We start from the raw sequence: 24,233 nt of genomic DNA, 5'->3' as shown, positions 1-24,233 counted from the left end.
CTTTTTGGTAATCGTTGGCTTAGCTGTATTTCTGATCTATCTACTGGAGAATAACACCACCATTTTTATCATATAAAACCATGATGTTGAAGTTGTCCGTGTCCAGAAAGCAGACGTCATAGTAATCGTCATTCTTCTGGGATATTTTTTTCACAACAGTGATTTTTAAATCATTGATGAGACTATCAGTTTGAATTACCTGTTTGACAGTAGGCGGTAATTCCTGGGCGGCAATGAATACTGTATCAGTGCCTTTAGTTTCGTATACGTGGCTTTGGACGGGATAGTTGTTGAAATCCCCTTCTAAATTCTTCAAGGGGACGCTAAAATAAAAAATGAGGACACAAATAAAGCATCCCATGATTCCACCTGTAAATGTATTTAAATTGCCTTTCATAACACAACCGTTTGATGAATTAATCCGCAGTAACTGTGCCACCATTAAATGATTCACCCTGACATCAAAATCGCAAATACTTTGGGTAGAAAATACCCAAATTGCGTATAATCGGTAACTATTGTGGCTTCAGAAAACTTTATTAACTTTGTCTTATTATTAACTTTAAACGCTTCGCTTGCATACCCCCGGGTGCGTGAATCCGGGGGTTTTATCTGTCATAACCGGTAAAAAATCTTTTTTCGTTTCGTAATGAGCAATCAATGGGTATAAAGGCACAGGCACCTATAGGAATCTTTGACAGCGGGATAGGAGGCCTCACAGTAGCAAAGGAGGTAAAAAAGCTGCTCCCAGATGAGCAGATTATTTATTTTGGGGATACAGCCCATTTACCTTACGGGGATAAGAGTACAGCAGCCATCCAGGCCTACTCGGTTAAAATAGCAGATGTACTGATCAAGGAAAATTGCAAGTTGATTTTAATTGCCTGTAATTCTGCTTCAGCAGCAGCATTTGAATTGGTAAAAGCCTATGTGGCTTCAAAAGCGCACGTTTTCAATGTCATTGACCCGGTAGTTCATTACCTCAGGGAAGTTCATCCCGGCCAGCAAGTGGGTTTGATTGGTACCAAGCAAACCGTTAGCTCCGGGGTGTACTTGCAGAAAATCAATGATTTAGGTGAAGGAATCGTCCTCAAGTCCCTGGCTACACCCTTATTGGCTCCGATGATTGAGGAGGGTTTTCATAAGGAGAACATCAGCAATGACATCATTGCTTCCTATCTTTCCCAACCAGTGTTGAGAGATATTCAGGCGCTTGTGTTGGCTTGTACCCATTACCCCCTGATAAAAACACAAATTCAGGCTTTTTATAAAAACAAGATAGACCTGATAGATGCCTCCGAAACAGTTGCCGGGTCTGTAGCTTCCTTTCTGGGATACCACCAGCTTTTGGCAAAGAAAGTTTCGGGTCGTGAGGATCAATTTCTGGTTTCCGATTACACTGTTTCATTTGAGGAAACAACCAAATTATTCTTTGGCAAACAAATCAAACTTCAAAAGTACCCCTTATGGGAATAGCTTTTGACGGTTTTCTTTCCAATTTCCGGCTATTACCCGCTCCGGTCCTTTTTTTCTCCTTTGCTTAAGTTTGGTGGCATACAGGGTTTTATTCCTGAAAAAAGAATTAACTTTGTAACTTAATTTACCCCGCTAATACTTATGAGTGACGAGATCAAACACGAATGTGGGATTGCCCTAATCCGGCTAAGGAAACCGTTACAATACTACATTGATAAGTACCAAACGCCCTTCTATGCTGCGAACAGACTGTATGTGTTGATGCAAAAACAGATCAACCGGGGCCAAGATGGTGCAGGCCTGGCTAATATCAAAATCAATACCCCTCCCGGGACACGATACATCAGCAGGTACAGGTCGGTGGAATCAGAAGCAGTCACAAAAATATTTCAGAAAATAAATAAAAAATACAAAAAGGCCAAGAAGACCGGTACCGAGGAGGATCTTTTAAACGCTGCATGGATCAAGGATAACGCCGCTTTTACCGGAGAAGTATGGCTTGGGCATCTCCGGTATGGGACCCATGGGCAGAACAGCATAGAAACCTGTCACCCGTTTTTGAAGCAAAACAACTGGCGAAGTCGAAACCTGGTCATGGCAGGTAACTTCAATATGACCAATGTGGAAGAACTTTTTGATAATCTGGTGAAGCTGGGGCAGCACCCCAAAGAGAAGACAGATACCGTTACGGTCATGGAAAAAATCGGACACTTTCTGGACGAAGAAAACCAACGCATTTTTGATAAGTATAAAGGACATTTTACCAACCGGGAAATCACGGAAATCATAGAACAGGAACTGGATGTGGCCAGAATCCTGAGAAGAAGCTGCAGGGATTTCGATGGGGGATATGCCATGGCAGGATTGATCGGTAATGGGGCAGGATTTGTGGTCAGAGATCCTACCGGTATACGACCGGCCTATTACTATGCAGATGATGAAATTATTGTGGTAGCATCAGAAAAACCGCCTATCAAAACAGCATTCAACATAGACTACCAGCAGATAAAAGAAATTCAGCCCGGCAATGCACTGATTTTCAACAAAGACGGCTCCTTTGGTGAGCACGAAATCATTCCTCCCAGAGAGAAAAAATCCTGTAGTTTTGAGCGGATTTATTTCTCCAGAGGAACTGACCCGGATATTTACAAAGAAAGGAAAAATCTAGGCCGGGCGCTGGTGCCCCAAATTCTCAAGGCCATTGATTTTGACTTGAAAAACACGGTCTTTTCCTATATTCCCAATACTGCGGAAACTGCTTATTATGGAATGATCGAAGGACTGGAGGATTATCTGAGTGCCAAAAGACGCGAGATTCTTATTGAAGGAAAGCCACACCTGGAGGACTTGGAGGACTTGTTGAATTTCCGTCCGAGAGTAGAAAAACTGGTGAGTAAAGATGTCAAACTCAGAACTTTCATTACCAATGACTCCGACAGGGATGTGATGGTTTCTAATGTCTATGACACCACCTACGAAGTGATTCGCTCCGGTGTGGATACCATTGTAGTAATAGATGACAGTATCGTGCGGGGGACCACCCTGGAGAAAAGTATCCTGACTACCCTGGATAAACTCAAACCCAAAAGGATCATCATTGTTTCGTCAGCACCCCAGATCAGATTTCCGGACTGCTATGGCATAGACATGTCCAGGATGAAGGATTTTATTGCTTTTCGGGCAGCAGTAGCTTTACTGAAAGAAAGGGAAATGGAGTACGTTTTGGAGGAGGTTTATGAAAAATGCCTTGCCGAACCCGATGCTCAGGTCAACTTTGTGAACGAAATATATGCTCCGTTTTCAGATCAGGAAATATCCAATAAAATCGCACAAATTATTACCTCTGAAAAGATCGAAGCCGATGTGCATGTGATTTATCAGACCGTTCAAAACCTCCAACTTTCCTGTCCTGCCCATAGGGGTGACTGGTATTTTACAGGTGATTTTCCTACTGATGGGGGTATCCGTGTAGTCAATAAGGCCTTTGTTAACTACATGGAGGGAAAAGTAATCAGGGCTTATTAGCCGAAAATACAAAAAACATCACATTTTCATGATTGATATCGCTTTATTAAAACAGATTTGTGAATTGCCCGGAGCACCGGGATTTGAAAAGAAAATCCGTGATTTTATATTGATGAAGGTCAGAGACCTCGCAGATGAAGTTTCGGTAGATAATTTGGGAAATGTCATCGCCATTAAGAAGGGCAAAAATAACCCTGACAATAAAAAAGTCATGGTGGCTGCCCATATGGATGAAATTGGATTTATTGTTACCCATATTGACGATAAAGGATTTTTAAGGTTTCACCCCCTGGGAGGATTTGACCCCAAAACCCTAACAGCTCAGCGGGTAATTATTCATGGAAAAAAAGACCTGGTAGGCGTGATGGGAAGTAAACCCATCCATGTGATGACCCAGGAAGAAAAAACCAAGCTTCCCAAACTTACCGATTATTTCATTGATCTGGGGATGGATAAGGAAGAGGTGGAAAAATGGGTGCAGGTGGGAGATCCGGTCACCAGAGAAAGAGCCTTGATAGAAATGGGTGACTGTGTCAATTGCAAATCCATTGACAATCGAATCGCAGTTTTTATATTACTGGAAACACTCAGAGAATTAGAATCCCCGGCTTTCGATGTGTACGCTACCTTTACTGTTCAGGAAGAAGTGGGAATTAGAGGAGCCCAGGTGTCTGCACACCACATAGACCCGGATTTTGGTATAGCCCTGGACACTACCATTGCTTTCGATTTACCGGGAGCAGCAGCCCATGAAAAGATCACCGAACTGGGCAAAGGGACTGCCATAAAGATCATGGATTCCTCCGCCATTTGCGATTACCGCATGGTAGCCTTTATGAAGCAAACAGCCTCCAAAAATAACATTCCTTTTCAGACAGAAATTCTTACGGCTGGCGGTACGGATACCGCAGGAGTGCAGCGTATGGGCAAACAGGGTGCCATAGCAGGTGCCATTTCCATACCCACCAGACACCTCCATCAGGTGATCGAAATGGCCCATAAGTCTGATGTGGCAGCAAGCATTAAATTGCTTAAGGCCTGTCTGGAAGAAATGCACAGTTTTGATTGGCATCCCTGATTAAGGTATCACCGGTGATAGGGGGCTTAGCCCTTCACCCGTTTTTTGGATACTTTCTTTACCAAATATTTTTTTAATCCATCATAGCCCAGGTGCTCATGGTTGCTGATAGAAAAGGAGTATTTATCTGAAAAAACCAATATCAGTTGCTTGAAAACCCGTTGGTTGGCTTTTACTTCTTCCTCCTGCCACGCCAGAATGTCCATTACAGCATATTTTCTCCTTTGTCCTTTAAGGGGAAGCCATATTTCTATTTTGTCTTTTCCTGCTGCCAGAAATTTAAAGCCGGCCATCATTTTTACCAGTACCAGCAATAAAACGACTGTTACGATGGAGCTTCCCAGCAGGTAAAACCAAAAGGGGAAATCTCTGTTGGCATAGAAGTCGTACAGAAGAAAACTCAATCCGGAAAAAAGTATCACAACTACCAGCCCCAGGCTTAAATAGGTGCTTTTTTTAGGTTTACAACTTACCATCTTTTAGGGAAATTTGGTTTAATTTGTTTTTTGAAAAATTAATCAATTCCTGGAAAAATGGTTTGAAATATTGCTCAAATTCTTCGTGATGTAGTCTAAGAAAGCCCGGAGCTTTTTCCATTTTGGAGTCAAAGGCCGTGCGGTAGGACAGCCCCGTAAAAGAACGCTGAAGCCCTTCCATGGTTCCGTAAGCCACCAGCCAGTTTTCTTTCTGCATGTATTTAAAGGGATATTGAAATTTTTCCGGAAGTATTTCTTTGTGGGACCTTACTACTTCATAAACCCATTGCGCAAAGCTTTCAAGACTCCGATCATCATACTCCTGCCAGTTTTTTGCCAGGAAATAATCAAAATACATATCCGTAATCACCATGGCATATCTTTTAAATACCGGTTTGAGCAGGCTTTGTGCTTCTTTTACCAATGGGTGGCTATCGGTAAACGAATCAATCTCCCGGTGTAGCAATATACCCTTCACGATATCTTTTTCGAATTGACGATCCAGATTGCCCCTGACAAAATCTCCGATAAAATTACCGACCAGTATTTTGGGTTGATCAAATGATAAATAAGCATGTGCAAGAAAATTCATGCGGTCTTTAGGCTGTTTTGATAGTAAATAGAAATGTTTTTCCTAATCTTGGCCCTGTGAAAAAGAAAATACCAATGGCAAATATAAAAGAAGAAATAGCATATACCAGCAAACTTTTACAACAGGAATGGGAAGAAGATCGCAGGCAGTTTCGTCAACTTACCTATAGCAAATCCATCAAAGACAAAATTGCTTCCGGAATGTGTTGGTACCCAGTGAATTTGGTAAAGGTAAAATATACTTTTTCCGAACAGCTGATAATAGAAGTAAGTGTTCATGAAGCACAGGATAACCACAGGTTTCAATCTGGAAAATCCATTTGTCTTTTTTCCAACAACGTGGAGAACAACCTTCGGGCCAGTTTTGTAAATGGAGTGGTAAACCATGTCCATAGAAATCAAATGACCCTTAGTTTGAATGCCGGCCATTTGCCAGACTGGATCAATGAGGGGAAATTGGGATTGGACCTGATGTTTGATGAAACCTCCTATAAGGTCATGAGTGCAGCCATGGAAAATGTGCTTCAGGCAGAAAACAACCGGCTGGCCTATCTCAGAGATGTATTGTTGGGAAAGGAAAATGCGGCCATATCAAAAATGGACGAGGTACAGGTAGAAGGGCTAAATGAAAGCCAGAATCAGGCATTGGCACTGATGCACCGGTCAAAGGACCTCGCCATTGTACATGGCCCCCCCGGAACCGGTAAGACCACCACCCTGGTTCAGGGTATTGTTACTACCCTCCGGTACCATGCCCAGGTTATGGTTTGTGCGCCAAGTAATGCTGCTGTAGATGTATTGGTGGAAAAGCTCCTGGCAGAGGGGGTACAGGTACTTAGGATGGGGCATCCTGCGAGGGTGGAGGATGGTATTTTCCAGCAAACCCTGGATGCCAAGGTGCTGGCACATCCGGCCTACAAAGATTATAAAAAGCTCAAAAAAACCGGTGAAGAAGCCAGAAGAAAGGCGAAGAAATTCAAAAGGAATTTTGGCCCTGCCGAAAGGGAAAAAAGAAAGATGGAAATGAATGAAGCCAACCGTTGTTTTGGAGAAGCCAGACAGTTATACGATTACATGGTGCAGACGGTATTAGAAAGCAGTCAGGTGATTGCCTGTACCTTGGTGGGGGCAGCTTCATCCTTACTGAAAGGTAGAAATTTCCCTGTTGTATTTTTGGATGAAGCTGCGCAGGGGTTAGAGCCTGCTACATGGATACCGATCCTGCAAGCCGAAAAAGTGGTGATGGCGGGGGATCATTGTCAGCTGCCACCCACCATAAAATCCAGGGAAGCCTTTGAGGGATTACAGGTGACCCTTTTTGAGAAGGCCATTGCCCGCAACCCACTCTCTTCCCATATGCTAGACCTTCAATACCGCATGCCGGAAACCATCATGGGTTTTTCGAACAGTACTTTTTATGGGGGAGCACTCAAGGCGGCTGAAAATACCAGATCGCATTACCTCCAGGCGGATGAAGCGGTAATGGAGTACATTGACACCGCAGGAAGCGGTTTTATGGAATATCAGGACAAGGAAACCTTTAGTATCAGCAACAAGGAGGAAGCCATCATGGCGCTGCGGCTATTGAAAAACCTGCTGAAAAGGATGGGGCCGGGCATGGTAGAAAATGAGCCCTGGAATATAGGTGTCATAGCTCCCTACAGGGCCCAGGTAAACCTGCTCAGGGAAATGCTCAATGAGGACACAACCTGGCTTTATTTGAAACAATTGGGCGATCGCATAACGATAAGTACGGTAGATGGCTTTCAGGGCCAGGAAAAGGACATCATGCTGATCAGCCTCACCCGCTCCAATCCCCAGGGAGAAATCGGTTTTTTGAGCAATACCCGAAGGATGAACGTGGCGCTTACCCGGGCAAAGCGGAAACTCATCGTATTGGGGGATAGCGCCACCATCGGCAGTCATCCTTTTTACCAGTCCTTCCTGGATCACGTGCAGGCAAACGACTGCTACCACAGTGTGTACGAGTACTGGGATGGCGGGCAGTAGGCCTGGTATCAGGCCTGTTCAGAAGCTCTAAACTGCGCATCCAGGTAGGAAAGCACTTCTCCAAACCGGGCGGCGGCGGCTTCAACGGATTCGGGGGCTTTTTTACCGTTTAATTTGCTCAGCAACAATCCATAGAGGGTGTGTATAAAAATCTGAATTTCGTGGCCTGGGTTTTCATCGTTTAGGTCGGAAAGCAGCGTGAGTAAGTGTGGCTGGGCTTTGCGGTGCAGGGACAGGTAAACCGGGTCCGTTTTGAGTAATTTCCAGTGGAATTTTGCCAGCCGATCTACCAGGGCTTGCACTTCGGGTAAGTGCCCCTTTTCCTCTATTCCGGCCCGTTTCATGCCATCGGCCAATCTTTCCAGCCAGGCTTTGCTTTCCGCCCGATCCCGGGGACTTACGTTTTTGTGCGTCAATACATACTGCTCCAGATCTTCCATGTTAAACTGATAGACACGGATAAGGTCTTCCATGCGATACAGGTACAGGATGTATTCGATCAGGTGCTCGTTTTTCTTTTTTTCTGCGATGGATTTCATGCTTAAGGGTAGATTGCCTGCCGTAGTTCCAGCAGCTCCGATGTGAAAAATTCATCCCAGCGTTTTTGAGCCTCGGCATTATTGGGTTTGGTGGTTTGGGCATCGTACTGGGAATCCAGTCTTTTCCAGTTTTTGAAATTTTCCCGGATGATCCCGTTAAGTTGGGTTTTGTACTGGCTGGGATCGAATGCATGGCCGTTCACATCCCGGACGATTCGGTAACCGATGATCTGGGCAATGGCAAAATGACCGTTCTCGTGGTGTAAAACCTGTTTTTTTGTGGACTCGTCCGAGCGGCTCAGAAAATCCCGGCTTACTTGAGACAGGTCCTTCTGAAGGTGGATTTTGGCGTTGATTTCCAGCTTTAGGTGGTCGGGATAGGTATGCAGCTTCAGGATCTCCACCTCGCAGGTGCTGAGGCAAATGGCATTGATACTGCTTTTGCCGCGGATGACTTCCACCTCTTTAAAATCTTCCCAATTGAGCGTGCGGTTGGGAGAGACGGTTACCTTTCCCCTTTTGGGCGGGTCTTTGGGAATCGACCCCGAAAGCAGGCTGCCACAAAATAACAGTCCGACTGCCACACACAGAAAAGCATTTCTATTCATTAAACTCCCGTATTTCTTCTTATGAGCGGTGATTCCTCTACCTTCCTCCAAATGGATGGGGAGCCAACTGCACGGCCCAAAAAGGGTCATTTTCACCGACCAGCTTGCAATATATCCCAAATATCTGCGATTCTATAAACAAATCCAACCTTCAAAATGGTCCCACTGCAGATTATGCGATATATACCAGGAAAATCTGTGGTGAAAAAAGTTGCACAACTGATTTGCACAGATAAATCACAGAATAAGGGTCAGTTATTCGCAGTTTAGAGATATCAGAAAAAATCTGTGAAAATCAGTGTAAATGGGCGGTGAACCAATAGAAAGGCCTACTTCTAATTAAAATCATCAAAACCTATAAAAACGCCGGGGATTTACTAATTTTGCACCCAGTATGAACATGCAAAAAATAAGAAATTTCTGTATCATTGCCCATATAGACCATGGCAAAAGTACACTGGCAGACCGGCTCCTGCAATTTACCAATACCGTGACGGATAGGGAGATGCAGGACCAGCTATTGGATAGTATGGACCTGGAAAGAGAGCGGGGGATTACCATTAAGTCTCATGCCATCCAAATGAAATATCCCTACAAGGGAGAAGAATATACCCTCAATCTGATTGATACGCCCGGACATGTGGACTTTTCTTATGAAGTTTCCCGCTCTATTGCTGCCTGTGAAGGAGCCTTATTGATAGTGGATGCTTCCCAGGGAATTGAAGCCCAGACCATATCCAACCTTTACCTGGCCATAGGGCATGACCTGGAGATCATTCCGGTATTGAATAAAATTGACCTGCCCGGTGCCCAGCCGGAGGTGGTGGCCGATGAGGTCATGGAAATGATAGGCTGCGATAGGGAAGACATCATTCTGGCATCCGGAAAGGAAGGGATAGGCATCGAAGACATCCTCAATGCGGTGGTGGAAAAAGTACCGGCCCCCAAGGGGGATGAAGAGGGACCGCTGCAAGCCATGATATTTGACTCCGTGTACAACCCCTTCAGGGGAGTGGAAGTGTTGTTCCGGATTTTCAACGGGACCATCAACAAAGGAGACCGGATCAAGTTCGTCAATACCGGAAAGGAATATCATGCCGATGAAATTGGAATTTTGGGCATACAGCAAAAACCCCAGCAGCAACTGAAGGCCGGTAATGTAGGCTACCTGGTCTCCGGTATCAAAGTGGCCAAGGAGGTAAAAGTAGGGGACACCATTACTCACGTAAAACGGCCTTGCAGCAAGACGGTTCAGGGATTTGAAAATGTAAAACCCATGGTATTTGCAGGTATATATCCTGTGGAGACTACCGATTTTGAAGAACTGAGGGCTTCTATGGAAAAACTCCAGCTGAATGATGCCTCCCTGGTTTGGGAGCCGGAGACTTCTGCAGCACTGGGATTTGGCTTTCGCTGCGGCTTTCTGGGAATGCTGCACATGGAAATCATTCAGGAACGGCTCGAACGGGAATTTGACATGACGGTGATCACCACTGTTCCCTCGGTTCAGTTCCGGGCATTGATGAACAACGATGAATACCGCTTTGTCAACGCTCCTTCAGATATGCCTGAGCCCAATTTATTCAAGCACATTGAGGAGCCGTATGTAAAAGCAGCCATCATCACGGCAGCAGATTATATAGGACCGGTGATCCAGCTCTGTATGGACAAGCGGGGGCAGATCAAAAATCAGGTCTACCTGACCTCCGACAGGGTGGAATTGACCTTCGATATGCCCCTGGTGGAAATTGTCTTTGACTTTTTTGACAAACTCAAAACCATTTCCAGAGGTTATGCCTCCCTGGATTATGAACTGATCGGCTTCAGGCAGTCGCACATGGTTCGATTAGATGTCATGCTCAATGGAGAACCTGTGGATGCCCTTTCAGCGATTGTTCACCGGGACAAGGCCTACGAATGGGGAAAACGACTCTGCGAAAAACTGAAAGAGCTGGTGCCCAGGCAAATGTTTGAAATCGCCATTCAGGCCGCCATTGGAACGAAAGTAATTGCCCGTGAGACGGTTAAAGCCTTGCGGAAAAATGTATTGGCAAAATGCTATGGAGGTGATATTTCACGGAAAAGGAAATTATTGGAAAAGCAGAAAAAAGGAAAAAAACGGATGCGGCAGGTAGGCAATGTGGAAGTGCCTCAGGAAGCCTTTATGGCCGTGTTGAAATTAGACTAGCAACTCTTTTTTTTACACCTGTTCAATTAACCCGGGTCACCTGATTCCGGAACTGCTTTTGAAAAAAATACTTATGGAACAAAAGAACGGATTTGTTAAAATCGACGGAAAAAAAATTTCGGCTACCATAAAGGAAGAAATAGCCGCAGAGGTAGCCCAAATGACGGGGGAAGGTAAAAAACCTCCTCATTTAGCTGCCATATTGGTGGGCGAGGATGGCGCCAGCCAGACCTACGTTGCGGCAAAAGTAAAGGCCTGTGAGCAGGTTGGTTTTAAGTCCACCCTGGTACGGCTGGGTGCAGAGGTGTCCGAGGAGGCATTGCTCAGGGAGATCCGGAAAATCAATGATAACCCTGGTATCCACGGATTAATTGTACAGTTGCCGCTACCAAAGCACATAGCTGTGGATAAGGTTACCGCAGAGATTAAACCTAAAAAAGACGTAGATGGCTTTACTCCGGCAAATGTAGGAAGGATGACGCTTGGCTGGCCGGCCTATATTTCTGCCACTCCCAATGGCATTGTAGAGTTACTGAAGCGGTATGAATTAGAAACGTCGGGTAAGCATTGCGTGGTGATCGGCAGGAGTCACATTGTAGGGTCTCCTATGAGTATATTGATGGGCAGGAATGATTATCCGGGCAATTGTACGGTAACGCTCACCCATAGCCGCACCCAAAACCTCAAAGAAATCGCCGCCAGTGCAGACATCCTGATCGTGGCCATTGGAAAAGCTGGATTTGTGACTGGGGATATGGTAAAGCCCGGTGCAGTGGTGATAGATGTGGGCATACACCGTATCGCAGACGACAGCAAGAAAAGCGGTTACCGACTGGTAGGCGATGTGGTTTTCGATGAAGTTGCCGAAAAGGCTTCAGCCATCACACCGGTACCAGGGGGAGTAGGGCCGATGACCATTGCTTCGCTATTATATAATACGCTTTTGGCGGCAAAGGGAGAAATTTATCCCTGAGTTTAGCGTTTAATTTATTGTAAACCAGCGGTTCAATAACCCGCTCAATCAAAAATTATGAAAGAAGAACAGCAATTGGTTCAGAAAGGGCAGCTTTTGCCTTTAATGGAGGCCTTTTATACCATTCAGGGAGAAGGAATATTTTCAGGACAATCCGCCTACTTTATCCGCCTGGGTGGATGCGATGTGGGTTGTGTCTGGTGTGATGTAAAATCCTCCTGGGAGGCAGGCAATTGGCCTTTGGTTCCGGTGGAAAAGATAGTGGAAGAAGCAGCGTCCTATCCTTCAAGATTGGCTGTGATAACGGGTGGAGAGCCCATGATGTATGATTTAAGCTTGCTTACCAGACTGCTGAAACAAAAGGGGTTCCAAATCAACTTGGAGACCTCTGGGGTTTATCCCTTATCCGGAAGTCTGGACTGGATCTGTTTTTCACCCAAGAAGTTTAAAGCTCCGGATCTGGGTATTTATGAACGCGCCGATGAAATGAAAGTGATCATTAACCATAAAAGTGACTTTGATTTTGCCTTGAAACATGCCGCATTGGTCCAGGATAAATGCCACCTGCTGCTGCAGCCTGAATGGTCCAGGGCAGCAAAGATGACCCCTTTAATCATCGAATTTGTTAAAGAAAATCCTTCCTGGAGGGTTTCATTGCAAACCCATAAATACATGGAAATACCCTAGAAAGATATGTTGAGGTTGGTGTTGCTTTGTTTGCTATTGGTTGCTGCCTGTGTACAGGGGATGGCTCAGGAATATTCCATTATCGACAAGCGGGCCATCAGGTATTTTGAAGAAGGAGAGGGTTTTCTTCAAAGGAAGCAATTAGCCGAAGCGAGGGAGAAATTCCGGGAGGCCTATTCCAGAAGCAAGGATTTTTATGAAGCGTATATTCGGCACGCCCAGGTTTTGCTGAGCAGTGGTCAGGCTACCGAGGCCTTGGAGGTAATAAAAATGGGGCAAAGTCGGCTTGCCATCAAGGATAGTGATTTTTTTAGAGGGAAAATGGGTTGGTTGCAGGGACAGATACACCTGCAAATGGGGGATTTTCAGCAAGCATTGGATGTGGTGGAGGAGCATAAGGGTTATTTCACTCCTGAATTCCTGTCTTCAGACGCTTATCAGAAGAAGCAGCGCCAACTTGAGCTCATTGCGGAAGGAATCAATAACCCATTAAAGCTGAACAAAGAAAAGTTGGCCGCTCCTCTCAATCAATTCAGGTTACAGTATTTTCCGGTGTTGACAGCCGATGGACAGCGGATTTTTTTCACCAAAAGGGATGGAATAGCTCCCAGAGACCACGAAGACATTTATTTTTCCAATTCGGAGGATGGGAAGTGGACCATTCCTGAACCCATATCGGTGATGATTAATACCCGCTACAACGAGGGTACCTGCACCATTTCTGCGGATGGTAACCTCCTGATCTTTACTTCCTGCGATACCCCGGATTCCTTTGGAAGCTGTGATCTTTACCTTACAGCAAAAGTTAACGGTACCTGGCAGAAACCGGAGAACATGGGGAAAAATGTCAATTCCAGGTTTTGGGATTCACAACCCTCCCTTTCTGCCGATGGCAGTACCTTGTTTTTTTCTTCCAATCGCCCAGGGGGAGAGGGGGAAAACGACATTTGGTATACCGAAAGCCATGCAGATGGCCAGTGGTCGGAGGCAAAAAATGTTGGAGATGAGGTGAATACCAGTGGAAATGAAGTCTCTCCATTTGTGTTTTTTAACAATACAGTCCTTTTCTTTGCCTCAGACGGACATGAAGGATACGGGGGAAAGGACATTTTTTTGAGCAGGTATGGGACCGGAGGGTTTGAAAAGCCAGAAAACCTGGGTTATCCCATAAACGACCAAAAGGATCAGGTAGCCCTGTTTATTGCTGCACAAAAGGATTATGCCTATTACACGGAAAACAGTTACTTATCGGGAAGGGTGGATAGTTCTTATTTGTATAGATTTGATTTTCCGCAGGAGATCGATCTGGGTGAAAAAATAATCGTGACCGAAGGAAAGGTAGTCAATGAGGAAACCGGTGAACCTGTAGATGCTATACTTTCTCTTGTAGACCTGGACACGGATAGCACTTTATACAGATTTAATGCGGATGGACAAAGCGGGGCTTTCACCATGATCTATCCGGACAAGGCTTTTTCAGGTCTGTATGTAGAAAAAAAGGGATTTATGCCTAAGATTTTCAATGTGGATCGTGATAGTTTGAAGAACAGAAAAAACCTGGAAGTCTATCTGGAACCCATCGCCTCCGGAAATTATTTTGTATTCGAGAATGTATTTTTTGATTTTGATGAAACCAGCCTTAAACCTGCTTCCATCAGTTCGCTTAAGCGGCTGGTGAAATTTTTGGAAGATCATCCTGCAGTATCCATTTTGATTGCAGGGCACACTGATAATGTGGGCAATGACACCTATAATGTGTCCCTTAGCAGAAGAAGAGCGGAAAAAGTCAGGGCATTTCTGATTGATTCAGGAATACCTGGGGAAAGAATTGACACCAGTGGAGAAGGTTCTTCATCCCCTCTCCGCCCCAATGATACAGAGGAAAACAGGTCATACAATCGAAGGATTGAAGTTGTTATCCAATAGTTTCCTTCAGAAATATCCGATTTGCATAAACTGAATTGGTTTTAAAGCGTTTATAATTTGTTGGAAATCCAAGATCATCCGCTTTACTTCCTGCCATTGATTGGAATATCCACAGAATTTGTATAAAATTGATTGATTGTTAACTTCAAATCAAATTTATGAATAAAGCCCTACCACTGGTATTGATTTTACTTTCCCTGTCCACCTGGGCCCTGGCACAAAGCAGGACAATAACCGGTACTGTTACCGATGAAGAAGCCGGATTGCCTATCCCAGGAGTGACGGTCTTGGTAAAGGGGACCAACACGGGAACGGTTACAGACATAGACGGGAATTACCAGATTGAGGTACTCGAAGGAGAAAACACCTTGATTTTCCGCTTTGTGGGATTACAGCCTCAGGAGGTAACCATAGGAAACCGAAACAACATCAATGTAATTTTGAGCCCGGATATTACCGCCCTGGATGAAGTGGTAGTCACCTCCTATGGCGACCAGACCAGGAGGGAAGTCACCGGGGCGATTGCCTCCGTCAAAGGAGAAATATTCCAGGATCTTCCCATGCAATCCTTTGACAGGGCCATGCAGGGTAGGGTTGCCGGTGTGCAGGTGACCTCAGGTTCGGGCCAGCCGGGAGGCACTTTAAACGTCCAAATCAGAGGTGTAGGTTCCATCAATGCGGGTACCCAGCCTTTATATATCGTGGATGGCGTACAGGTAGCCTCCGGTGGATTATCAGGTCAGGGACCTCAGAATGCACTTGCCTCCATCAATCCCAACGATATAGAGTCCATAGAGGTGTTTAAAGATGCAGCCGCTGCTTCTATCTATGGCGCGCAGGCGGCCAATGGGGTGGTCCTGATCACCACCAAGAGGGGAAAGCAGGGCCAGACGAAAGTAAGGGTTTCTGCACAGGAAGGATTGGTGCAGCCTTTGGGCTTCTATGATGTGATGAATTCAAATCAACTGGCTTCTATCAAAAGGCAGGCATATATCAATGCGGGACTTAACCCTCAAGATGCAGAAAATATTTTTGGGAGTCCTTCCGACACAGGCATACAGAATTCAGACTGGCTGGGAGAGTTGTTCCGGGATGGGAGAATGAGTGTCTATGACGTTTCCCTGTCAGGAGGTGATGCAGGTACCCAGTTTTTCATATCCGGTTCTCACACCTATCAGCAGGGCCAAATCATCATGTCCGATTATTCCCGAACCACTGGAAGGATGAACCTTTCCCATCGGGTAAACGACAGGTTCAGTATAAATGCCAACTTGTCACTATCCAGGCAGATAACCAATGGCGCCATTGACCGGGGTAATTTTGTCAACAGCCCTTTTGTGGCAGGATATGTTTCCCGGCCAAATGTTCCCATTTACAATGAAGATGGTAGTTTCGCAGAATATCCCTCCGAACATCTTTTTGGATATAACATTGTTCAGGGAGTAAGGCAGGAGCTTAGAAAAGGGACCAGTTATCAGTCGGTTTCCAATTTGCAATTGAATTACAAATTTTTGCCCTGGCTGGGTTTTACTGCTTTTGGAGGCATTGACTTTTCTGACAATCGGGACGAAAACAACCGGCCTTCCACCATTCCTGCCTTTGCCAGCTATGGCGGCTCTTCCACGTTCACAGACCGGAGGATTGTCAATTCCAATGCCAACGCCAATTTCAATGTGAACAAAAAATTTGATGATATCCATACCTTATCCGGTATCCTGGGATACGAGTACAAGATGGAAACCCAGGAAAACACCTCTGCCACGGGAAGGGGGTTTCCCAACCCGGTATTAAGGTATTTGCAGAATGCGGCTCAACCTTTTCAGGTGGGTGGCTTCTACACGGAATACATCAGGTCCGGTTTTTTTGGTCAGGCCAAATATGATTATGATGACAAATATACCTTTGATTTGACCATCAGGCGGGATGGCTCGTCCAGGTTTGGAACCAATACCCGCTGGGGTAATTTTGGAGCCGTATCTGCGGGCTGGAGGATTTCATCAGAGCGCTTTATGGAGAACGCTTTATGGGTGGATAACCTGAGGATAAGGGCCTCTTATGGGATTACAGGAAACTCCAACATAGGCAACTTCGAATCCAGAACCCTGGTTGGTTCCGCCGGACAGTATCTGGGAGGAGGAGCTTTGCGTTTTGTGCAGTTGGGGAATGACCAATTGACCTGGGAGGAGTCGGTTTCCATGAACTTTGGGGTGGATGGTACTTTTTTTAATGGGCGGATCATTGCTACAGTGGATGTTTGGCGAAAGGATTCCCGCAAATTGCTTTTTGAAACCCAATTACCCATAGATTCAGGATTCGGGTCAATTACCAGAAACACCGGGAAGGTGAGGAATCAGGGGATAGACTTTGACTTGCAGACCACTAATCTGATCTATGGCAAGTTTCGTTGGACCACTGCTTTCAATACTTCTATATTTTCCAATGAACTTCTGGAGCTATACGAAGGCCTGGATCGCCTGGGCAACGACCTGATCGTAGGAAAACCCATAGATTTTTATTATGCCTATGAGTATGCTGGGGTCAATCCAGCCAATGGTGCTCCCATGTACTTCGATGAAAACGGTGAATATACTTACCTGCTCAGTGACGATGATCAGAAATACATAGGAAGTGCATTGCCCTGGAATTATGGTGGCCTTTCCAATACGCTATCCTATGGACCGGTAAGTTTGGAAGTGTTTTTCCAGTATCAGTACGGAAACCTGGCATTCAATCAGGATTTGTACAACATGGCACAAGCGGGATCCATAGGGCAGGACAACCAAACCACCGATCAGCTTTATTTCTGGAGAACGCCCGGACAGATCACGAATGTTCCCAAGCCCTATGAAGGTGGAAGAATCCCGGGGCATTCCGGATACCAGCAGTTTTCTACCAAACAAATCTCAGACGGGAGCTATATCCGGCTAAAGCAAATCACCCTCAATTATAACCTGCCCACCACCTTGCTTTCCAAGGCAAGAATAGATGAAATGAATGTATTCGTACAGGGATTAAACCTGTGGACACTCACAAAATACAATGGTCTGGATCCGGAAGTAAATTCCATTGGAGATACCTATGGTACCTATCCGATAGGAAGACAAATTACTGCAGGTATCAACCTTACATTTTGATAAAGAGAGAGATGAAGATGATCAGAAAATACATACTTTATTCAGGTTTGCTTGCTTTACCAGTGTTTTCCTGTACAGACCTGAATACCACGCCCAGACAAAGTCTTACTCCAGAGGTAGCTTTTAATGATGTCTCTGGCTTTCAATCTGTGGCCAATTCCATGTATAACCGGGCGACAAGCTTCAGTTATTATGGGCAAACAATGATGATTGCTCCAGAAATATTGGCTGATAACTTAAGGATTGTAGCCAATACAGGGAGGTATCAGGGAGAAGAATCCAATGGAGACCGGGATCACATCGCCATTTGGAACAGTGTGGTCTATGGAGGCATCAACGATGCTAACCTCATCATTGAAAGTATAGATGATGAAACTGTCTCAGGAGAAGAACAGGAAAAGTCCTTTATCAAAGGGGATGCCTATTTTATGCGGGCATTGTTTTATTTTGACCTTTGCCGGGTATACGGATATGAGCCAGGGAGGGAGGTTGATGGATTTAACCTGGGGCCAATTTTGCGATTGACCCCCACATTGGTAGCCTCAGATGCCGATTTCAGAACCAGGTCTACAGTGGAGGAGGTTTACCAGCAGATTGAAAGTGATTTACTAGAAGCGATACCCCTGGTAGGGGCTGTCCCCATAGGCTCGGAAGGGGTCTATTATGCCAATGCAGGGGCAGCATTGACCTTGCTGGCCAGGCTTTACCTGTATTGGAATCGCATGGAAGAGGCGGAGGCCGCAGCCACTTCTGCCATGGACTTCCTGGGCCTTAGAACCAACGGGGACGGTTTGTCGGAGGCCGGTCAGTATGTACAGGGTTTTTCCAGGGCACCCCACCCTGAGTCCCTGTTTGAGCTTGAACTCAGGCAGGTGGATTGGAGCAGTGTAGATGGGGTTAACAATTCCCTCAATTCACTGGTTGCAGATAATGAACCGGCTGCTCAATTTATCATTGGGGCATCCAATGAATTGATTTCCGCCTATGAGGAAGGGGATGTCAGAAGGAATTGTTGGAGAGAAACGACAAGGGAAGGGATTGAGGGTCCGGTATATGCCAGCAGAAAATGGACGGGTTATAAGGGTGATTTTCTGGAAAATATTCCGGTAATCCGGGCAGCGGAATTGTACCTGATCAGGGCCGAAGCCAGGTATCAGCGCAACCCTGCCGGGGCCAGGGAAGACATCAATGCCCTTCGTTCCAAAAGGGGCCTGGGAGCCATTGACAATCTCCTTTCGGGGGAGGCGTTGCTAAATCGGATCTTATTGGAAAGAAGACTGGAATTTGCCTTGGAAGGACATCGGTTTTTCGATTTGAAAAGAAACGGGAGGGATATCAGTAAGCATGGAGAATTTCTGGAAGTACCCTACACAGATTACAGGATTCTGGGAAACCTTCCGTTGGAGCAGATTCAGTTAAACGAAAACCTTGAGCAAAACCCGGGATATTAAATATGGAAGCATTGAAAAAAATAATTGTTTTGGTCTTGGTGGTTTTTTCCTCCCTGTGGCTATCAGCTTGTATGGAGGAATCCGGGTTCAATATCGTTTGGGAAGGTTTGGAAGTTGAATTTGAAGATGCATCGAGACCAAATGGTACCATCCGTAAGATCATGACCAAGACCAATGATAACCAGGTAGACCAGGAAGTGGTAAGGTTAAACCTGGTTGGTCAGCAATTGTCAGAACCGGTTACCATTTTGGTAGGAGTAGACCCGGAATCCACGGCCATAGCAGGGGTGCATTACCGTTTGGTAGACAATGAGGTCACCATTCCTGCCAACAGCAGTTTTGTGGACATGCCCCTGGAAATTCTTACCGGAAATCTGGGCACGGAAGAATCCCCCAACCTGACCTTGACCATATTGGATGCCGGTGATATGAAAATCAGCACCAATTACAACCAATTGACCCTAGAGATCAGGTTATCTTGTCCTTCTGATTTGGCCGGAGAATACAGTACGGTTACCGTAGGTACCGGAGGAACCGTAAATTATCAGGTGGTGATTACCGAATTGGAGCCATTTACCTATAGGATTTCTGATATCACGGGCGGGGTTTATTCTCAGGTGTTCGGAGCAGAAGATAACCCAGCGGTGTTTACCGAGTTGTGCGGTGAAATAACCATTACGGATCAACCTGACCTGGTCTTTGGAGACGATACTTTCAATGGTACGGGAAGGGTAAACGAGGATGGCACCATTAGGATCAATTGGAGGAATGAAGAAGCAGAAGAAAGTGGTGTTACGACCCTGACAAGGGTGATAGAATAAAGAGAATTTGAGCAGGGTCCAGGAAAAATTACCTGGATTACCAGCTCCTGAACAAATGGTAGAAATCGGATGAAAGAAAATGTTCTTTTGGTCATCCTTCTTTTGGTTGCAAAAGTGGGATTTGCCCAGGTACCTCAGGGAGGAATGCAGAAAGTCAGATCAGAAGTATTCCAGAGGCTACAGGATAATGTCAGGCAATATAGCTTAAAACCTGAAGAAAAATCAGTCCTGGCTGAGGAGCTGGGAATTCCGCTCACCATGAACCTTTCCCGGGAAAGAGTCGCTGTATTCCAATACCTGGATGAGGAAAACCATCCGGTTTACTACACAACACATAATGTAAATGCTGCTGCAGCCACTGGTACCAGTGCTTTACAGGCGGGAGGGAATTTAAACCTGAACCTGGCAGGTGCAGATATGGTCATTGGTATCTACGATCAGACCAGGCCCAAAGCTACTCACAATGAATTTGGTAACAGGGTCACCCAGATTGATGGATCGACGGAGGAAATCAGTAACCATGCCACCCATGTCACAGGTACCATTCTGGCAGCAGGAAACAACCGTAATGCCCGGGGTATGGCAAATGAAGCCACCGGTTGGGCCTTTAATTGGGATGCCGATATTTCCAAAATGACCCAAAACAGCTATGATCCAGACCTAAACCCTGAAGGGCATCTCATCTCCAACCATTCTTATGGTTTTTTGATGGGCTGGTTCCGCGACAGCAACAATAACTGGAGCTGGGCAGGAAATGAAAGCATCAGTTCAAGTGAGGATTACAGGTTTGGATTCTACACGAATAAATCCAGGCAAATAGATGAACTGGCCTTTGCCAAACCTTTTTATACCATTGTTTGGGCAGCAGGAAATGACCGGTCCGATGTGGGTGATGGATCAAGGGATGCTGACGGGCCGGATGATTCTATCGGTCCTGAAGGTGTGGCCAAAAACAGCCTTACCATTGGGGCGGTTGGTATGCAGGGTGAATACACCGATCCTTCAGATATAGCCATGAGCTCCTTTTCCAGTTGGGGACCCGTAGATGATGGGAGAATCAAACCCGACCTTGTCGGAATGGGGGTTAATGTATTCTCCTCGGCAGTGCTCAGCGAAAATGGGGCTGACAGCTATGCCTCGCTGAGTGGTACTTCCATGGCCGCACCCAACGTATCAGGTTCCTTATTGCTGCTTCAGGAATTGTTCAATGATAGAAATGCTGGCAGGTACATGCATTCTGCAACACTGAAAGCACTGAGCATCCAAACGGCGAAAGAAGCAGGAATGAACCCTGGCCCTGATTACATGTTTGGATGGGGGCTGCTGGATACAGAAGCTGCGGCCGAAATGATCATTGATGAGGATGGTAGTTCGAAAATCATCCGGGAGCTAAACCTTCGGGAGGGAGAGACCTATGAATTTGAATTTATTTCCAATGGGGTGGACCCCGTAAAAGCTACCATCGCCTGGACCGACCCGGCCGGGACTTCTCCGTCACCCAGTGTAAATCCCACCAATTTGATGTTGGTAAATGACCTGGACTTGAGGATAATTGACGAAAATGGAAACACCTTTTTTCCCTGGACCTTAAACCCCAATGATGGTTCCAGTGCCATCGCCAGCAATAGTGTGGATAATTTCAGGGACAATGTGGAGCAGGTCTCCATAGATAGCCCGACACCACAGCGGTATACCGTGCAGGTCAGTCATAAGGGAGAATTAACCCATGGACAACAGCCGTTTAGTCTGGTTTTTTCAGCCGGAGTGTCAGATGGACAATCCAGCACGCTGTATTGGATAGGCAGCGATGGGGATTGGGATAATCCCAGTAACTGGTCTGAAAACAGCAATGGACCCAGTGCCAATTTAATACCTGACGAAGGGACCCGGGTGGTGATAGACCGATCTGTGGCAGGCCAAACCATCAACCTGTCCAGAAACACAGATGTTTTTAGCCTGAATATTTTTGGCCAGGAACCGTTGGTTTTGGATTTAAACCAAAATGAACTATTGATCAGGAATGGCTTCAGGTCCAGCAACAACCTCACCAATGTAAGAAATGGCCTGATCCACTTCGAAGGTAGGGATCAAAATGAAAATATACTTGACTTTGGGCAACTGGACTTTTCAGAAATTAATGTCTGGTTTGATGAAGGCAGGTGGAGGGTACTTTCCATGCCCGGTATAGATTTGCTGGAAATCAGCAGTGCTGACGTAGAATTTGGTATGGAGAGACTGCTTGTGAATGAAATTACCCTGTCTGAAGGGACCAGATTACGTGGAGGCTTGTCCAGACTGGAATTTGAAGAAGGCTTTAGGGCTGATCCGGGTGCCATCATAGAAGAGTCCCTGAACATGGTGTTTTCAGGGGAAAATGGCGTTTATGAAGATTTTTCCGCCTCCGAGATACAAAGTCTGGTAAATGCAGGTGGAATTTTGGAGGTAAATGCATCCGGTACCATCCGTAATCTCGAGCTAAATGGCGCAACGCAAATAAACCAGGACATGACCGCAGTGAATTCCCTGAATCTGGGGACCGGGGCAGAGTTGATTCTTGCCGATGGCTTGTCCCTGATAGTGAATGAAAACATCAGTCATGCGGATGCCGTTGGCGCACAGACACTTATCCGTTCGCCGGGTAAAGCTACTTTGACTCATGAGCCCTACAAGAAATATTGTTTCGAAGGACTGAGTGTGCAAAATGTAGATTTACAGGGTGAGTCTGTCATAAATCTGGATCCCCTTTCTACGGTAACCAACGCAGCCAATTGGAGTAATATATCTTGTGAAAACGTTTTATTGGCCAATTTTGAAGTGGTATTCAACTGTGCCGGTGGGCTATCCGAATTCGTGAACCTCTCTGAAGGAAATATTACCTCTTACCAATGGGATTTTGGGGGTTTTGGATCTTCTACTGATTCTGATCCTACTTTTATATTCAATAACGCCAGGACCTACCGGGTATCCCTTGAGATAGGCGGGCCTGGTGGAGTCAACAGGTATGAAAGGGATATCACCATTACTGCCAATTCCCTGAGAAGACCGGAAATTGTGGCCAATGGATCCCAGTTGAGCTCCAGGATCCCTGCAAGTGCTTATCAGTGGTACAGGGATGGTCAGGTCATAGCAGGCGCCACAGAAAGAAGCTACATGGTAGAAGATGGCGGAGCCTATCAGGTAGCCGTTATAGATGATCAGTGTAACAGGCTATCGGGGGTAGTGGTAGTTTCCAGTACCGGGGATGAAACCTTTGCCGGAAGGGCGGGTTATGCCATTGGGCCCAATCCGGTGAATGAAAGGCTTTCCCTCTTTATCAACAATGGTTACCGGGGAGAAGTGGATGTACGCCTAGTGGATGGCTCAGGTCGGCTAAGGCAGCAAAACCATTTTAATAAGGAACAGCAGGGAGTGGAGTTTGTCATGGATTTCGATTTCCCACAGGGATTGTACCTGCTACAGGTTCAGGCGGGGAGTGAACGGCATGCCTTTAAGGTGATGAAGGAGTAACTTCTCAGACAGTTGGTTAAAAATACAAAAACCTTGCTCCGAAGAACAAGGTTTTAAATAAATACAGGCCCACCCTGCATGCTGGCCCAAACCTAAAAATGCCCTAAGGGAGATTTTCTATACGGCTTGTCCTCCCGCTCGGGCTTCCCGAATCCTCCCACTGGGCAGCCCTGCTTCGGGATAAACTTCTCGCCCAGTCAAATTGCTTAAATCAAGAAAACTTTGCTCCGAAGAACAAGGTTAAAAATAATTACAGACCTGCCCTGCATCCTGGCCCAAGCCTAAAAATGTCCTAAGGGACATTTTCTAAACGGCATGTCCTCCCACTGGGGTTCCCCGACTTGGTCTCCTCAGGTCGCCCGTCGGGATAAACTTCTCACCCCATGAAATATTTAAATAAAAAAAAGATCGCATATTATTATGCAACCTTTTCTAACTTGGTGATCCCGCTGGGGTTCCCCGACTTGGTCTCCTCAGGTCGCCCGTCGGGATAAACTTCTCACCCCATGAAATATTTAAATAAAAAAAAGATCGCATATTATTATGCAACCTTTTCTAACTTGGTGATCCCGCTGGGGTTCCCCGACTTGGTCTCCTCAGGTCGTCCGTCGGGATAAACTTCTCACCCCATGAAATATTTAAATAAAAAAAGATCGCATATTATTATGCAACCTTTTCTAACTTGGTGATCCCGCTGGGGTTCCCCGACTTGGTCTCCTCAGGTCGTCCGTCGGGATAAACTT

Annotated in this window: 17 protein-coding genes; 12 read left to right on the top strand and 5 right to left on the bottom strand. The window is 45.8% G+C overall.

Features of this window, described 5'->3' with window-relative positions:
• Positions 1–40: 40 nt before the first annotated feature.
• The gene (locus GL182_RS21420) at positions 41–397 is read right to left on the bottom strand and encodes a hypothetical protein (protein WP_163381840.1); all 357 of its coding nucleotides are present in this window, start codon (positions 395–397) and stop codon (positions 41–43) included.
• Positions 398–660: 263 nt separating this feature from the next.
• Between GL182_RS21420 and murI the strand changes: the two genes are divergently transcribed.
• The 3 genes from murI to GL182_RS21405 all read left to right on the top strand — a co-directional run bounded on the left by murI (position 661) and on the right by GL182_RS21405 (position 4,579).
• The gene (gene murI / locus GL182_RS21415; RefSeq protein WP_163381839.1) at positions 661–1,476 is read left to right on the top strand and encodes a glutamate racemase; all 816 of its coding nucleotides are present in this window, start codon (positions 661–663) and stop codon (positions 1,474–1,476) included.
• Positions 1,477–1,617: 141 nt separating this feature from the next.
• Entirely contained in the window at positions 1,618–3,501 is a 1,884-nt protein-coding gene (locus tag GL182_RS21410; RefSeq protein ID WP_163381838.1) for an amidophosphoribosyltransferase, read from the top strand.
• A gap of 28 nt (positions 3,502–3,529) precedes the next feature.
• On the top strand, positions 3,530–4,579 hold the full coding sequence (locus GL182_RS21405; protein ID WP_163381837.1) for a M42 family metallopeptidase: 1,050 nt from the start codon (positions 3,530–3,532) through the stop codon (positions 4,577–4,579).
• A gap of 26 nt (positions 4,580–4,605) precedes the next feature.
• On the opposite strand, the gene GL182_RS21400 is transcribed toward GL182_RS21405, so the two are convergent.
• Complete coding sequence (locus GL182_RS21400) at positions 4,606–5,055, bottom strand: hypothetical protein (RefSeq protein ID WP_163381836.1); 450 nt, start codon at positions 5,053–5,055, stop codon at positions 4,606–4,608.
• A complete protein-coding gene (locus GL182_RS21395) occupies positions 5,042–5,647 on the bottom strand; it encodes an ACP phosphodiesterase (protein ID WP_163381835.1) in 606 nt (201 codons plus the stop codon). Before GL182_RS21395 ends, GL182_RS21400 begins: the two co-directional genes overlap by 14 nt.
• 74 nt (positions 5,648–5,721) lie before the next feature.
• Here GL182_RS21395 and GL182_RS21390 point away from each other — a divergent pair, with 74 nt between their 5' ends.
• Positions 5,722–7,656 (top strand): AAA domain-containing protein, encoded by a 1,935-nt coding sequence (locus GL182_RS21390; protein ID WP_163381834.1) that lies wholly within the window; start codon positions 5,722–5,724, stop codon positions 7,654–7,656.
• An 8-nt stretch (positions 7,657–7,664) separates the two neighbouring features.
• Here GL182_RS21390 and GL182_RS21385 read toward each other — a convergent pair whose 3' ends face one another.
• Together GL182_RS21385 and GL182_RS21380 are read right to left on the bottom strand one after the other, a co-directional pair.
• Entirely contained in the window at positions 7,665–8,195 is a 531-nt protein-coding gene (locus GL182_RS21385) for a DUF4924 family protein (RefSeq protein WP_163381833.1), read from the bottom strand.
• A gap of 2 nt (positions 8,196–8,197) precedes the next feature.
• Entirely contained in the window at positions 8,198–8,803 is a 606-nt protein-coding gene (locus GL182_RS21380; protein ID WP_240469921.1) for a hypothetical protein, read from the bottom strand.
• A gap of 394 nt (positions 8,804–9,197) precedes the next feature.
• Here GL182_RS21380 and lepA point away from each other — a divergent pair, with 394 nt between their 5' ends.
• The 8 genes from lepA (at position 9,198) to GL182_RS21340 (ending at position 23,490) form a co-directional block, all read left to right on the top strand.
• Positions 9,198–10,991, top strand: a complete 1,794-nt coding sequence (gene lepA / locus GL182_RS21375; protein WP_163381832.1) for a translation elongation factor 4 — start codon at positions 9,198–9,200, stop codon at positions 10,989–10,991.
• A gap of 73 nt (positions 10,992–11,064) precedes the next feature.
• Positions 11,065–11,964 (top strand): bifunctional 5,10-methylenetetrahydrofolate dehydrogenase/5,10-methenyltetrahydrofolate cyclohydrolase, encoded by a 900-nt coding sequence (locus tag GL182_RS21370; protein ID WP_163381831.1) that lies wholly within the window; start codon positions 11,065–11,067, stop codon positions 11,962–11,964.
• Positions 11,965–12,021: 57 nt separating this feature from the next.
• Positions 12,022–12,651 (top strand): 7-carboxy-7-deazaguanine synthase QueE, encoded by a 630-nt coding sequence (locus GL182_RS21365; protein WP_163381830.1) that lies wholly within the window; start codon positions 12,022–12,024, stop codon positions 12,649–12,651.
• Positions 12,652–12,657: 6 nt separating this feature from the next.
• The gene (locus GL182_RS21360) at positions 12,658–14,577 is read left to right on the top strand and encodes an OmpA family protein (protein ID WP_163381829.1); all 1,920 of its coding nucleotides are present in this window, start codon (positions 12,658–12,660) and stop codon (positions 14,575–14,577) included.
• Positions 14,578–14,735: 158 nt separating this feature from the next.
• Positions 14,736–17,711 (top strand): SusC/RagA family TonB-linked outer membrane protein, encoded by a 2,976-nt coding sequence (locus GL182_RS21355; protein ID WP_163381828.1) that lies wholly within the window; start codon positions 14,736–14,738, stop codon positions 17,709–17,711.
• Between the two features lie 11 nt (positions 17,712–17,722).
• Positions 17,723–19,162, top strand: a complete 1,440-nt coding sequence (locus GL182_RS21350) for a RagB/SusD family nutrient uptake outer membrane protein (RefSeq protein ID WP_163381827.1) — start codon at positions 17,723–17,725, stop codon at positions 19,160–19,162.
• A 2-nt stretch (positions 19,163–19,164) separates the two neighbouring features.
• Positions 19,165–19,983, top strand: a complete 819-nt coding sequence (locus GL182_RS21345) for a DUF4843 domain-containing protein (protein WP_163381826.1) — start codon at positions 19,165–19,167, stop codon at positions 19,981–19,983.
• Between the two features lie 69 nt (positions 19,984–20,052).
• Complete coding sequence (locus GL182_RS21340; RefSeq protein WP_163381825.1) at positions 20,053–23,490, top strand: S8 family serine peptidase; 3,438 nt, start codon at positions 20,053–20,055, stop codon at positions 23,488–23,490.
• The last annotated feature ends 743 nt before the right edge of the window (positions 23,491–24,233 follow it).

Origin of the sequence: Cyclobacterium sp. SYSU L10401 (assembly GCF_010993705.1) — a bacterium.
Lineage (GTDB): Bacteria > Bacteroidota > Bacteroidia > Cytophagales > Cyclobacteriaceae > Cyclobacterium.
This window is presented reverse-complemented; position numbering and strand designations above follow the sequence as displayed.

Bases quoted from the DNA above. Each gene is read 5' to 3' on its own strand.
- GL182_RS21340 (WP_163381825.1), top strand. From the start codon at position 20,053: ATGAAAGAAAATGTTCTTTTGGTCATCCTTCTTTTGGTTGCAAAAGTG.
- GL182_RS21370 (WP_163381831.1), top strand. From the start codon at position 11,065: ATGGAACAAAAGAACGGATTTGTTAAAATCGACGGAAAAAAAATTTCG.
- GL182_RS21385 (WP_163381833.1), bottom strand. From the start codon at position 8,195: ATGAAATCCATCGCAGAAAAAAAGAAAAACGAGCACCTGATCGAATAC.
- GL182_RS21410 (WP_163381838.1), top strand. From the start codon at position 1,618: ATGAGTGACGAGATCAAACACGAATGTGGGATTGCCCTAATCCGGCTA.
- GL182_RS21395 (WP_163381835.1), bottom strand. From the start codon at position 5,647: ATGAATTTTCTTGCACATGCTTATTTATCATTTGATCAACCCAAAATA.
- GL182_RS21400 (WP_163381836.1), bottom strand. From the start codon at position 5,055: ATGGTAAGTTGTAAACCTAAAAAAAGCACCTATTTAAGCCTGGGGCTG.
- murI (WP_163381839.1), top strand. From the start codon at position 661: ATGGGTATAAAGGCACAGGCACCTATAGGAATCTTTGACAGCGGGATA.
- GL182_RS21390 (WP_163381834.1), top strand. From the start codon at position 5,722: ATGGCAAATATAAAAGAAGAAATAGCATATACCAGCAAACTTTTACAA.
- GL182_RS21355 (WP_163381828.1), top strand. From the start codon at position 14,736: ATGAATAAAGCCCTACCACTGGTATTGATTTTACTTTCCCTGTCCACC.
- GL182_RS21420 (WP_163381840.1), bottom strand. From the start codon at position 397: ATGAAAGGCAATTTAAATACATTTACAGGTGGAATCATGGGATGCTTT.
- lepA (WP_163381832.1), top strand. From the start codon at position 9,198: ATGAACATGCAAAAAATAAGAAATTTCTGTATCATTGCCCATATAGAC.
- GL182_RS21345 (WP_163381826.1), top strand. From the start codon at position 19,165: ATGGAAGCATTGAAAAAAATAATTGTTTTGGTCTTGGTGGTTTTTTCC.
- GL182_RS21365 (WP_163381830.1), top strand. From the start codon at position 12,022: ATGAAAGAAGAACAGCAATTGGTTCAGAAAGGGCAGCTTTTGCCTTTA.
- GL182_RS21360 (WP_163381829.1), top strand. From the start codon at position 12,658: ATGTTGAGGTTGGTGTTGCTTTGTTTGCTATTGGTTGCTGCCTGTGTA.
- GL182_RS21405 (WP_163381837.1), top strand. From the start codon at position 3,530: ATGATTGATATCGCTTTATTAAAACAGATTTGTGAATTGCCCGGAGCA.
- GL182_RS21380 (WP_240469921.1), bottom strand. From the start codon at position 8,803: ATGAATAGAAATGCTTTTCTGTGTGTGGCAGTCGGACTGTTATTTTGT.
- GL182_RS21350 (WP_163381827.1), top strand. From the start codon at position 17,723: ATGAAGATGATCAGAAAATACATACTTTATTCAGGTTTGCTTGCTTTA.